This window comes from Aeromonas sp. Y311-2 (assembly GCF_027706025.1).
Classification (GTDB): Bacteria; Pseudomonadota; Gammaproteobacteria; order Enterobacterales; family Aeromonadaceae; genus Aeromonas; species Aeromonas veronii.
In genome coordinates this window covers 53,770-65,011 of record NZ_JAPDCL010000027.1, presented here as the reverse complement: position 1 = coordinate 65,011, position 11,242 = coordinate 53,770, and the positions used below count along the sequence as shown (strand labels likewise).

Sequence of the window (11,242 nt, the reverse complement as noted above, 5' to 3'; positions counted from 1 at the left end):
AAAAGAGAGTAATAGATCAGAATGGCCGATCGCCGTCAAGCTTTGAAAAAGCCAAAATTAGGTGCGGAATGACGGGTTGATGGCAAGATACGCAGGATCACGCTGCTCCCCTGCGGCGAGGTTGACGAGACGGGGTTGGAACGGGGCATTTGCTTCCAGCAGGGCAATCTGCACGGCCATGGCACAGGTGCCGGGAGCGAAATAGAGGGTCAGATCGGACATGAATACTCCTGATTGGCTCAGGCCACCCGCGATATTGGCGAAAGATTGCTTCGCGGAGCACCACGGGCAGTCATGAAAAAAGAGAGGGGGCAACGCTTGCCCCCAACCAATCTACACCCCTGAGGGGTAATGAAAAAGCGCAGAATTAATCGGCTTTGGCCACCTCGGCTATCCATATGTAATATTTTTAGTGGCAACCACAATAATGATAGGGGACACCACTCCGACAAAAACACTTTCTTAAGGCTTTACCTGTAACCAAGCATTTTAAACTTAATATTGCCCCATTTTTGTCCACTGGGCCTAATGGGTTGTCCCAGATGATATATGGTCTTTCACGGATTTTTTCTAGAAACGCTTTAGGCGGATATGGATTGGCCACAACAATAACACAGCCTTGTGGAAGAGAGTCTATTATTTTATCGATTTCTGGTCTATCACATTCGAAGTAAGATATCCCAATAAATAAACAGTAGTCACTGGTTTTTAGCTTATTTTCAAACCATTGATTAGCAGGAGCGACCCATTGATATGAAGCGTATTTGTTAGCTTCATTTGGAATTATGCATAGAGCTTGTCTCCTCGGAGACATAAGTTCATGTTGCTCAAGCCTGATAATTTCAGTGTTGTTTAGATCAATAAAATTATTTAATGGATATTGAGGTGTATAAAAAATACTATTTGGTGTGATTTCAAAGTCCACAGAACCATGTGGTTTAACTAATGGAATCCCGTAACCATGGTGATTTACTTGAAGAGAATAGTATTCACGTTTTAGTCTATCTAAAGAAGTTTCAAGCAGTAAATCATAGTTCAACGAAAATGCAGCTGTAATTTCGGATTTATGTAATTTCAACCATCGAAACCAAGCCCAATCGGTAGAAAATAGATCACGTTGTTGCTGGCTATACATTGAAAATGCAAGCGTTAAGAAATGTCTCGACTCTAGTGTCGTTTTGAAGCTGTCTAAACCAATGCTTTGGCAATAGCCCTCGTCCAAGGCCAATTTAAATACGTCAAAGTGAGGTTTATCTGAGTTCAATTTATACAAAGTGTCTAATCTATACAGGCTAGTTAAGAGTTTTTTTCCCGTTGAAGGGCAAGTAACATCCCAAGTGATAGGCTCCTGTGAGTTAAATTTATGCGCTAACCCTGAAAATTTTCCAAAGCTAATCGAAAAACCATTACCTACGACTAAGGAAATTTTTGGCATTCTAACCTCAAAAAAATCTAATACACGCTTAAGGGGCTGACAACGCTACCGTCAATTTTTCATATAATTCCGTAACCACAAAACCAACGCATAGTAGAACTACTAGGTATTATCGGTTTCGATAATACAGTACTGTCATTGCTGATAAATGCATCTATTGTGCCTATATCTGCACAATGGGGCAACTCTGAATCTGAATGGAATGATCCACATTCACTGCTCGCCCCCTAAAAATTTTTATGCAGCTGGCTGCTTGGGGGGACTTACAAGGATTGTTGCGTTGAGAAAAGGGGCTGGTGGTGAAAATGAGAAGGGGGCAATTGCCCCCTTCATTCATTAACCCCGTCAGGATCAATTAACCGCCGACTTAACCCGCCTTGGCCACCATGGCTTTCAACTGCAGGAAGTACTGCTCGTAGAGGCGGGAGGCATCCCCCACATCGGACTGGAACTCCCCCTTGCGTTTGATTTCGTTGCTCGGGAAGACCATGGGGTTGTTGCGAAACGCCGGGGTGAGCAGGGGAATGGCATCCTTGACCGGAGTGGGGTAGCCAATTGCCTCGGCCACCTTGGCGGCCACATCGGGGCGCATCAGGAAGTTGATCAGGGCGTGGGCCTCTTTCACATGCTTGGCCTTGGCCGGGATGGCAAGGTTATCCATCCAGAGTACCGCTCCCTCTTCGGGATAGGTCATCTGGATGGAGGGGTATTCGCGCTGGGCGCCGTAGGCCGAGCCGTTCCACAGCATGCCGATATTGACCTCACCGGCGATAAAGGGGTCGGCCGGGTTGTCGGAGTTGAACGCCTTGACGTTGGGCATCAACTTTTTCAGGTATTCGAACGCTTCGGCGATCTGCGCCTTGTCCTGGGTGTTGGGGCTGTAGCCCAGCTGCACCAGCGCGATATGGAACACCTCGCGGGCATCGTCCATCAGCAGCAGGCTCTCTTTCCACTCCGGTGCCCAGAGCTGCTTCCAGCTGGTGACCGGCTGCTCGATGATGTCGGTGTTGGTGCCGATCCCGGTTGCGCCCCAGATATAGGGGATGGAGTAGCGGTTGTCCGGGTCGTACTCGTGGTTGAGCAGGGTAGGGTCGAGGTGCTTGAAGTTGGGCATCTGGGCGCGATCCAGCGGCTGCAGCATTCCCTCTTTGGCCATTTTCGAGATGAAGTAGGTGCTGGGCACCACCACGTCATAGCCGTCGCCATGGGTTTTCAGCTTGGCGTAGAGGGTCTCGTTGGATTCGTAGGTGGAGTAGATCACCTTGATGCCGGTCTCTTGCTGGAACTGCTCCAGCAGGCCGTCCGGCACATATTCCGACCAGTTGTAGAAGTAGACCACCTTGTCATCGGCCGCGTGAGCGCTCTGGCTCAGCAGCGGGGTGGTGAGGGTGAGGGCGGCTGCCAGCAGGGCGCCGGCCTTGTGTTGGATTGTCATCAACAACTCCTTGGGGTTATGGGGCCTTGCGGCCCACCGTGACAGAGTTCGCCAAAGGTGGCGGGGACGAAACGGGCAGGGTCAACCCTGCCGTTTACGCAGTAACAGTTGCGCCAGCAGCACCATCCCGAGGGAGGCGACCAGCATCAGGGTGGCCAGGGCATTGACCTCGGGGGAGACACCCACCTTGACCATGGAGTAGATCTTGAGCGGCAGGATCTCGTAGGCCGGGCCGGTAACAAAGGAGCTCACCACCACGTCATCCAGCGACAGGGTAAAGGAGAGCAGCCAGCCCGCCATCACCGCTGGCAGGGCCAGCGGCAGTATGATGCGGCGCAGGATGATCCACTCGCCAGCCCCCAGATCCCGCGCTGCCTCCAGCATCCGCACATCAAAACCGCACAGCCGCGAGTAGACGGTGATCACCACGAACGGCAGACAGAAGGTGATGTGGGCAATCAGTAGCGACCAGAAGCCGAGCGCAATGCCGGTCACTACGAACAGGGTCAGCAGCGAAATGGCCATCACGATATCGGGGGACATCATCACCACAAACAGCATGCCGCTCACGTACTGCTTGCCGCGAAAGCGGTAGCGAAACAGCGCCACGGCGGTGAGGGTGCCGATCAGGGTAGCTGCGGTGGCGGTGAGGGCGGCGATAGTCAGGGAGTGCTGGGCCGCCTGCATCAGGCTGGCGCTGGCAAACAGCTTCTCATACCAGCCCAGGGTAAAGCCGCGCCAGTCGATGCCATATTTCGACAGGTTGAAGGAGTTGGCGATCAACACCCCGATGGGCACATAGAGATAGCCAAACACCAGCAGCAAGAACAGAGCCTTCAGTGCGCGCATCATGCCAGCTCCCCCTTCTTGCTGAGCAGTTTGCCCGCCCGCCAGTAGCAGTAGACCAACAGCGCCATCAGCACCGTCAGCATCACGCTGATGGCGGCGCCAAAGGGCCAGTCACGGCTGTTGAGGAACTGGGTCTTGATCAGGTTGCCGATGAGCAGATGCTTGGCACCTCCCAGCAAGTCGGAGACATAGAACATCCCCATAGCGGGCAGGAACACCAGCAGACAACCGGCGATGATGCCTGGCAGGGTGAGGGGCAGGATGATCCGTACCAGCCGCTGCCAGCCGTTGGCGCCGAGATCTCGCGCCGCCTCCAGCAAACGGCCATCCAGCTTTTCGATGCTGGAGTAGAGCGGCAGCACCATAAAGGGGAGCAGCACATAGACCAGCCCGATGATGACGGCCACCTCGGTATACATCATCTGCAGCGGCCGCTCGATAAGCCCCAGATCCAGCAGCCAGCCATTGATCAGCCCCCGGGTGCCGAGCAGCACTTTAAGCGCATAGGTGCGGATCAGGGAGTTGGTCCAAAACGGCACCACCACCAGAAACAGCAGCAGTGGGCGGATACGCGCTGGCAGATGGGCCAGCAGCCAGGCAAAGGGGTAGCCCACCAGCAAGCAGATGGCGGTGGCGAGCAGCGCCAGCCAGAGGGAGTGGAGCAGCACCTCAAAATAGAGCGGGTCCAGCAGGCGGCCATAGTTGCTCAGGGTAAAGAGCGGCGCGATAAGCTCGGACTCATCGCGCGTGAGGAAGCTGACACCGATGATCATCAGGTTGGGCAGGAAGACAAACAGCGTTAGCCAGCCCAGGATCAGCGCGATGGCTGTGTTGCGAAAGCCGTTGTGGGCAAAGCTGTGCGCTACCCGCAGATTAGTGAGGCTCATAGGGCAGCACCACCTCCCAGCTGTCGACCCAGTGGATCGCCACCTCCTGACCCAGGCGATAGTCAAAGTCGGGGTCATCCTCGTCGAAGAACTCGGAGATAAGCAGCTGTTTGCCACTTTCGAGCTCGATCACCGAATCCAGCGTCGCCCCCTTGTAGTTGCGCTCGCGGATATTGCCCCGCAGCGCGCCACTTTGATCGCCATCCTGATCGAGAATGCGCAGATCTTCCGGGCGCAGCAGCACCAGCACCTTGTCGTCTGGCTGGAACGGCAAGGTAGTATGGAGCAGGCATTCACGCCCCTCCACCTCCGCCTGCCAGATACCGGGCTCGCGCTGGCTGATCAGCTTGCCATCCATCACGTTGATCTCGCCGATAAAGCGGGCCACGAACAGGTTGGCTGGCGATTCGTAGATATCGCGCGGGGTGCCGCGCTGGATGATCTTGCCGCCTTCCATCACCAGGATGCGATCAGACATGGTGAGTGCCTCTTCCTGATCATGGGTAACGAAGACAAAGGTGATACCAAGGCGACGTTGCAGCGCCTTGAGCTCGCTCTGCATCTGTTTGCGCAGCTTGTAGTCGAGCGCCGAGAGGGATTCGTCGAGCAGCAGCAGGCGTGGCTTGTTGACCACGGCGCGGGCAATGGCGACCCGTTGTTGCTGACCGCCGGAGAGCTGATCCGGGCGGCGGTTGGCCAGCTCGGTGAGCTGCACCATGGCGAGGGTCTCCTCGACCCGCTGGCGGATCTCGCTGGCCGGTACTTTCTGCATCTCGAGGCCAAAGGCGACGTTTTCAAACACCGTCATATGGGGGAAGAGCGCATAGCTCTGGAACACGGTGTTGATGTGCCTGTGTTCGGCGGGGATATGGGTGATCTCGTCACCGGCCAGATGGATGGTGCCACCATCGACCGATTCGAGCCCGGCCAGCAGGCGCAGCAGGGTGGTCTTGCCACAGCCGGAAGGGCCCAGCAGGGTAAGAAATTCACCGTCATAGATTTCAAGGTCAAGGTCACTCAGGATCACCTTGCCATCGTATTTTTTGCTGATCTTGTTCAGCGCGACAATTACCTGTGGATTGTTCATCATCCGCCAGTCTCACCCCAGCCAGTGGCCATCGTGTTGAAAGAGGGCCGCATTCTATGCAGCCGACACATGAAATTAAAGGCTTTTTGGCCCGAATTAGCCGCAAGTGCGCAGGAAAAACGGCTACGAATAGCAGACCAAATCGCTATAATGTGCCACCTGATTTGGTCGTTTTCGATATTGGATAGTCAATTGAGTAATAAAATGCGTATTGGCGGCTCCCTTGAGCAGTCTCTGAACCAGGGCTACCGCCTTGATCTGAAAGGGGTCATCCAGGAGGGATGGCAACAGACCCGCCGTACCGGATTTGGCCTGCTGCTGGCGATTGTCGGGGTGACGGCGATCTGGATCCTGCTCAGCAATGTGCTGCTGTTGCCCTATCTGGGGGATGACAGCCAGATGAATGTGGCCATGGTGCTGAGCCTGCTGATGACGGTGGTGATGGCCCCCATGACCAGCTCCCTCGATATGCTGGGGTTGCAGCAGTCGGTCGGGGTGCGCGCCCGCGCCAACCAGGTGTTCGACTTCTTCCGCCACTTTGTACGCCTCGGCATGTTGAGCCTGCTTGGCAGTCTGCTCACCAGCCTGTTTGGCCCGCTATTCGATCTGGTAGGGTTGCCCGCCGTACTCTCATTCATTCCCTCGGCCCTGATCGGCATGGGGCTGCTCTTTACCGTACCTCTGGTGCTGGAGCGCGGCCTGACGCCGCCCCAGGCCATTCTGGTCTCTCTCAAGCTCTTTGCGCGCGGTTGGCCCAGCATTGTGTTGTTCCACGGCGTGATGACCGCGCTCTTCTTCCTGGCTCTGATCCCCATGGGGTTGGGGCTTATCTGGGTGGCACCGCTCTATTTCAACTGCAAGGGGATCCTCTATCGGGATCTCTGCGGGGTGGGGGTAGAGGTTAACGAGGTGACAGAAGGCCCCAACCATTTCAATGCATGATGCAAAAGGACGTTGAATGACCCGTCGATATGGAGTGACCAAGGTTTTGCGCCAGAGTCTGCTGGCCACGCTCTTGCTGCCAGGGCTGGCGCTTGCTGAGCCGGTGCTGGATCTGCAATACAGCACCTTTTACAGCCAGATGAAGACCTTTGCCAAAGGGGAGTTTGGTCACGCCAGACTGGGGTTTTATCTGACCGATCCGCAAAATGGTCAGCGCTGCGGCCTCACCTTTGCCCGGGTTGCAACCGACAGCAAGGAAGTGGCGGGCGAGGTAACGGTCGATAGCGAACTGCGCCTGCCTTTTGATGAGGATCTCAACCTCGACAAGGGGATCGTGACCGTCGGCCTGAAAGAAGAGCACGCCACTTGCGATATGACGGTACAGGTGATGGCAGATGCGCCGAAAGGGCCCGAGCTGCCGCTGGCGGAGCTGGCGGCCCGTCAACAGCAGATGCAGTCGCTGCTCGACAAGATGGCGGGCATGGTCGGCAAGCACTTCCTGCCGAAGATGGAAGGGGTTCGCATTACCCTGGTGCAGCAGAGTGGCACTGCTTATTTGATTGATGGCGCCCGTCAGGAGGCGCTCCCCTGGGAGGAAGGCCACCTGCTGCTGAGCAATGAGCAACTGGCCGCGTTCGCGACCGGGCAACTGCGCCTGCAGGGTGACGTGTTGCGCCTGACCCCCTGGTTGCACAAGGGCTGATATCGATGGTGCCGCCACGTTGGTAACAGGCAGATCAAGAAAGCAAAAAAGGAGCGATGATCGCTCCTTTTTTATTGCGTGGCGTTTGCCCTGTGACGGCGGCTTAGCGCACTTCAATCACATCCAGCATGTCCATCTCGTCGATGTCCAGCAGCGGCGCCTTTGGCATCTCGGGGGGATCAAACGCCTTGTCGCCGCCATCGATGATGCCGGAGTCGCGGTTGATGCTCTTGAAGTCAAACAGCTTGTGGTCGAGCAGGTGGCTCGGGATCACGTCCTGAATGGCGGTGAACATGGTCTCGATACGACCGGGGAAGCGGCGATCCCAATCCTGCATCATCTGCTTGATGGCCTGACGCTGCAGGTTCTCCTGCGAGCCGCACAGGTTGCACGGAATGATGGGGAAGGCTTTGACGTCGGCGTAGCGGATCAGATCCTTCTCTTTGCAGTAGGCCAGCGGGCGGATCACCACATTCTTGCCATCGTCGCTCACCAGCTTGGGCGGCATGGACTTGAGCTTGCCACCGTAGAACATGTTGAGGAACAGGGTCTCGAGGATGTCGTCGCGGTGGTGGCCAAGGGCAATCTTGGTGCAACCCAGCTCCTGGGCGGTGCGGTAGAGAATACCGCGGCGCAGCCGTGAGCAGAGAGAGCAGGTGGTTTTGCCTTCCGGTACCTTCTCTTTGACGATGGAGTAGGTATCTTCCTCGACGATCTTGTACTCGATGCCGAGGGAATCCAGATAATCGGGCAGCACATGCTCGGGGAAGCCGGGCTGCTTCTGATCCAGGTTGACGGCAACCAGATCGAAATGGATGGGGGCGCTGGCTTTGAGGCTCATCAGTATGTCGAGCATACCGAAGCTGTCCTTGCCGCCGGAGAGGCAGACCATGACCTTGTCGCCCTCTTCAATCATGTTGAAGTCGGCAATGGCCTGACCCACGTTGCGCCGCAGGCGCTTCTGCAGTTTGTTAAAACTGTATTTTTCTTTGGCGTTCAGCTCTTCTAGCATGCTCGTAAAACCCGGGACACAAATAAGCGCGTTATTATAGCCATGTCCCGGGGGAGGGCAAGGTGCCAGGCACCTTATGATTGATTGCGACGACTGTCGACCGGGCAGCTGTAGTCTGCCGGTTTGAGGATCAGGATGTCGCAGGAGAGGCGGTCAATCACATGTTCGGCGGTATTGCCGAGCAGAGCAGCAGAAAGCCCGGTACGGCCGACGCAGCCCATGATCATCAGGGTCGCCTTGAGCTCTTCGGCCATATCCGGCAACACCTCTTCCGGTAGCCCCTCTGCAACCCGGGTCCAGAGATGACCGATCCCGAATTTGTCGGCATGGCTCAGCAGCAGGCTTTCATGGTGTTTGCGGATCGCTTCGTTGTAGGCGTTGGGGTCAAACTCTGGCAGCTCGATGGCCACGTTGACCGGGGTGCCCGGGTAGGTGTTGACCAGATAGAGGTTGGAGCCCAGCAGCTCGGCGATGTCGCTTCCCTCCTGGGTGATCCGTTCGTTGAGCAGTTTCTGATCCGGATCGTCGCTTGAGCAGTTGATGGCGGCGATGATGTTGCCGCCCCGTTGCCAGTGCCCCTCCTTGACCAGCAGCACCGGACAGGGGCATTTGCGCAGCAGGTGCCAGTCGGTGGGGGTAAAGATGAAGGTTTGCAGGAAGCTGTGATGGTGAGTGGCTTTGACCACCAGATCGTGGCGCTGCTCCAGCACTTCCTGAATGACACACTCGAAGGGACGATTGTGCCAGACTACTTTCACTTCGCATTCGATCCCCTGTGCCCGATAGGGGGTCAGGATCTCGTCCAGCCACTCACGTCGCTGTGAAATGACGCCGTCGCGCATCTCTTGCCGCTCGTCCACCGAGAGCATGGCAGTCATTTCATACGAGAAGTCATAGATGGTGAGCAGCAGGGTCAGATGGGCGTTTTCGTCCAGCTCGGCGACTTTGACTGCCCGTTCGAGGGCGATTTGACGCTCCTCTTCTGGATTGATAACCACCAGAATATTCTGATATTTGACCATCTTCTCCTCCTTGGAAAAGTCCAATGACAGCAGAATCTTAGCCATTACAGCTTAGCGCAGGAGGAGGGTATGGGGAACGTACCGGATCACATTCCAGAGGAAAGGATCCGGCAGGAAAAGCAGGAGTAAAGTGAGAGGGGAAGCGGAAAATCAGCCGCAGGGCGGGCGAGTTGCACCGGCCATCATGCCCAGCGCGACCTGATCCAGCACGGTAATGTATTTGCCTTTGACGCTGATGAGACCGGACTTCTGGAAGCGGCCGAGCAGACGACTGATGGTCTCGACGGTCAGACCCAGATAGTTGCCAATGTCACCACGGGTCATGGAGAGACGGAACTCCTTGGCGGAGAAACCGCGCTCGGAGAAGCGTACCGACAGATTGTGCAGGAAGGCAGCGAGGCGCTCTTCAGCATTCTTCTTGGAGAGCAGCAGGATCATCTCCTGATCACCCATGATTTCGCTGCTCATCAGACGCATGATCTGCTGGCGCAGTTTGGGCATCTTGCCGGAGAGATCATCCAGCACTTCAAACGGGATCTCGCACACCATGGCCGTTTCCAGCGCCTGAGCGAAGGAGGGGTGGGCCTGCTTGTTGATGGCATCAAACCCGACCAGATCGCCAGCGAGGTGGAACGCAGTGATCTGCTCATCCCCTTGCTCGGTGATGGTGTAAGACTTGATGGTCCCGGAACGGATGGCATAGAGCGATTTGAACTCATCGCCAGCCTTGAACAGCTCTTCACCCTTCTGGATCGGCTTCTTGCGCTCGATGATGCTGTCCAGCTGATCAAGCTCGTTGTCGTTCAGAGTGAAGGGAATACAGAGCTGACTGATGCTGCAATCCTGGCAATGAATTGCACAGCCACCGCTCTGGATACGTCTGCCAGGTTTCTTTTCCGGGATCATAGGCTCATACGAATAATTGATTTATATCAAACAAGTTTACCATCAACTCATCCGTTTTGGATAGGGTTTCAAAAGGAAGCAATGCCAATCCAGAAGGTATGTACCCCGAACAAAATGAGCAGCAGGGCACCGCCAAGGCGCAAACTGCGCAGGGTGAGCCAGTATCTCAGGCGATCGGCAAGCCCCCCCAACGCGAACAAGGTGGGCAGGGTGCCGAGACCAAAAAAGAGCATGATGAGCGCCCCGCCGCCGGCCGAACCCGCCGCCGCGCTCCAGGTCAGCATGGAGTAGACCAGCCCGCAGGGGAGCCAACCCCACACCATTCCAAAGGGCAATGCCTGCACAGGTGAGGTGAAGGGGATAAATTTGCCCGCCAGCGGTTTGATACGGGGCCAAAGTCTGGCGCCGAGCCGCTCCAGCAGCAAGATCCCTTGCCACCAGCCCGCCAGATAAAGGCCAAGCGCAATCATCAATAGCGCTGCCACCAAGCGCAAGCCGGCGATAGCGTGTTTGCCAGCGCCCAGCTCGCTGGTGGTGGCGAGCAGGCCGCCCACCAGTGCACCTGCAATGACATAGCTCAGGATCCGGCCGAGGTTGTAGTTGAGCAGATAGGCAAGCCGCCCCCAGAAGTGCTGCTTGTTGGCTGGGATTGCCATGGAGAGCGCGGCGGATACACCCCCGCACATGCCGATACAGTGGGCAGAGCCTGCCAGTCCGACCAGCAGGGCGCCGGCCAGATCAAGGTTGTGGGTCATGGTCAGCAGGCTTTGCGGGTTTGTGGGCAGGTTGCTCTTCGTCAAACAGGATGTTGGAACCCTGCCGGTCGAGATCTTCAAACTGTTCGGAGCGAATGGCCCAGAAGAAGACGACCCCGGCGATGATCACAAACAGGATGGCGATGGGGATCAGGACAAAAATTATATTCATGAGAGGTACCTTGGCGTTCATCCTTGGCAAGCGTCCC

Annotated in this window: 12 protein-coding genes and 1 pseudogene; 2 read left to right on the top strand and 11 right to left on the bottom strand. The window is 56.1% G+C overall.

The genetic code is table 11. The annotated features are described in order from the left end of the window. Window positions 1-63: 63 nt before the first annotated feature. The 6 genes and pseudogenes from OKC42_RS19785 to potA form a co-directional block, all read right to left on the bottom strand. Window positions 64-222, bottom strand: a pseudogene (locus tag OKC42_RS19785) (glutathione S-transferase); the annotation flags it as partial. A 187-nt stretch (window positions 223-409) separates the two neighbouring features. Further along, on the bottom strand, window positions 410-1,435 hold the full coding sequence (locus OKC42_RS19780; RefSeq protein ID WP_236355945.1) for a hypothetical protein: 1,026 nt from the start codon (window positions 1,433-1,435) through the stop codon (window positions 410-412). A gap of 367 nt (window positions 1,436-1,802) precedes the next feature. Then, window positions 1,803-2,870 carry an extracellular solute-binding protein gene (locus OKC42_RS19775; protein WP_270820707.1) on the bottom strand — a complete coding sequence of 356 codons (1,068 nt, stop codon included), beginning with the start codon at window positions 2,868-2,870 and terminating at the stop codon, window positions 1,803-1,805. Between the two features lie 81 nt (window positions 2,871-2,951). After that, window positions 2,952-3,722 (bottom strand): spermidine/putrescine ABC transporter permease PotC, encoded by a 771-nt coding sequence (gene potC / locus OKC42_RS19770; RefSeq protein WP_005336644.1) that lies wholly within the window; start codon window positions 3,720-3,722, stop codon window positions 2,952-2,954. Next, window positions 3,719-4,606, bottom strand: a complete 888-nt coding sequence (gene potB, locus OKC42_RS19765) for a spermidine/putrescine ABC transporter permease PotB (protein ID WP_052200020.1) — start codon at window positions 4,604-4,606, stop codon at window positions 3,719-3,721. Before potB ends, potC begins: the two co-directional genes overlap by 4 nt. Next, window positions 4,593-5,696, bottom strand: coding sequence for a spermidine/putrescine ABC transporter ATP-binding protein PotA (potA, locus tag OKC42_RS19760; protein ID WP_270820704.1), 1,104 nt, complete (start codon window positions 5,694-5,696; stop codon window positions 4,593-4,595). The genes potB and potA overlap by 14 nt, the downstream gene beginning before the upstream one ends. A 201-nt stretch (window positions 5,697-5,897) precedes the next feature. On the opposite strand from potA, the gene OKC42_RS19755 reads away from it, so the two are divergent. Together OKC42_RS19755 and OKC42_RS19750 are read left to right on the top strand one after the other, a co-directional pair. Next, the gene (locus OKC42_RS19755) at window positions 5,898-6,635 is read left to right on the top strand and encodes a hypothetical protein (RefSeq protein WP_191966274.1); all 738 of its coding nucleotides are present in this window, start codon (window positions 5,898-5,900) and stop codon (window positions 6,633-6,635) included. Window positions 6,636-6,651: 16 nt separating this feature from the next. Continuing rightward, entirely contained in the window at window positions 6,652-7,338 is a 687-nt protein-coding gene (locus OKC42_RS19750) for a DUF2987 domain-containing protein (protein ID WP_158112593.1), read from the top strand. Between the two features lie 103 nt (window positions 7,339-7,441). Here OKC42_RS19750 and ttcA read toward each other — a convergent pair whose 3' ends face one another. From ttcA to ccoS, 5 genes are all read right to left on the bottom strand, one after another. After that, window positions 7,442-8,350 (bottom strand): tRNA 2-thiocytidine(32) synthetase TtcA, encoded by a 909-nt coding sequence (ttcA, locus tag OKC42_RS19745; protein ID WP_115578116.1) that lies wholly within the window; start codon window positions 8,348-8,350, stop codon window positions 7,442-7,444. A gap of 74 nt (window positions 8,351-8,424) precedes the next feature. Next, on the bottom strand, window positions 8,425-9,372 hold the full coding sequence (uspE, locus tag OKC42_RS19740; RefSeq protein WP_005345417.1) for a universal stress protein UspE: 948 nt from the start codon (window positions 9,370-9,372) through the stop codon (window positions 8,425-8,427). A 150-nt stretch (window positions 9,373-9,522) separates the two neighbouring features. Then, window positions 9,523-10,278 (bottom strand): FNR family transcription factor, encoded by a 756-nt coding sequence (locus OKC42_RS19735; RefSeq protein ID WP_005351934.1) that lies wholly within the window; start codon window positions 10,276-10,278, stop codon window positions 9,523-9,525. A 68-nt stretch (window positions 10,279-10,346) separates the two neighbouring features. Continuing rightward, window positions 10,347-11,033 (bottom strand): sulfite exporter TauE/SafE family protein, encoded by a 687-nt coding sequence (locus OKC42_RS19730; RefSeq protein ID WP_108613359.1) that lies wholly within the window; start codon window positions 11,031-11,033, stop codon window positions 10,347-10,349. Next, a complete protein-coding gene (gene ccoS, locus OKC42_RS19725; protein ID WP_081990675.1) occupies window positions 11,017-11,205 on the bottom strand; it encodes a cbb3-type cytochrome oxidase assembly protein CcoS in 189 nt (62 codons plus the stop codon). Before ccoS ends, OKC42_RS19730 begins: the two co-directional genes overlap by 17 nt. Window positions 11,206-11,242: the final 37 nt, after the last annotated feature.

Bases quoted from the DNA above. Each gene is read 5' to 3' on its own strand.
- OKC42_RS19780 (WP_236355945.1), bottom strand. From the start codon at position 1,435: ATGCCAAAAATTTCCTTAGTCGTAGGTAATGGTTTTTCGATTAGCTTT.
- OKC42_RS19750 (WP_158112593.1), top strand. From the start codon at position 6,652: ATGACCCGTCGATATGGAGTGACCAAGGTTTTGCGCCAGAGTCTGCTG.
- potB (WP_052200020.1), bottom strand. From the start codon at position 4,606: ATGAGCCTCACTAATCTGCGGGTAGCGCACAGCTTTGCCCACAACGGC.
- OKC42_RS19755 (WP_191966274.1), top strand. From the start codon at position 5,898: ATGCGTATTGGCGGCTCCCTTGAGCAGTCTCTGAACCAGGGCTACCGC.
- ttcA (WP_115578116.1), bottom strand. From the start codon at position 8,350: ATGCTAGAAGAGCTGAACGCCAAAGAAAAATACAGTTTTAACAAACTG.
- OKC42_RS19775 (WP_270820707.1), bottom strand. From the start codon at position 2,870: ATGACAATCCAACACAAGGCCGGCGCCCTGCTGGCAGCCGCCCTCACC.
- ccoS (WP_081990675.1), bottom strand. From the start codon at position 11,205: ATGAATATAATTTTTGTCCTGATCCCCATCGCCATCCTGTTTGTGATC.
- potA (WP_270820704.1), bottom strand. From the start codon at position 5,696: ATGATGAACAATCCACAGGTAATTGTCGCGCTGAACAAGATCAGCAAA.
- OKC42_RS19730 (WP_108613359.1), bottom strand. From the start codon at position 11,033: ATGACCCACAACCTTGATCTGGCCGGCGCCCTGCTGGTCGGACTGGCA.
- uspE (WP_005345417.1), bottom strand. From the start codon at position 9,372: ATGGTCAAATATCAGAATATTCTGGTGGTTATCAATCCAGAAGAGGAG.
- potC (WP_005336644.1), bottom strand. From the start codon at position 3,722: ATGATGCGCGCACTGAAGGCTCTGTTCTTGCTGCTGGTGTTTGGCTAT.
- OKC42_RS19735 (WP_005351934.1), bottom strand. From the start codon at position 10,278: ATGATCCCGGAAAAGAAACCTGGCAGACGTATCCAGAGCGGTGGCTGT.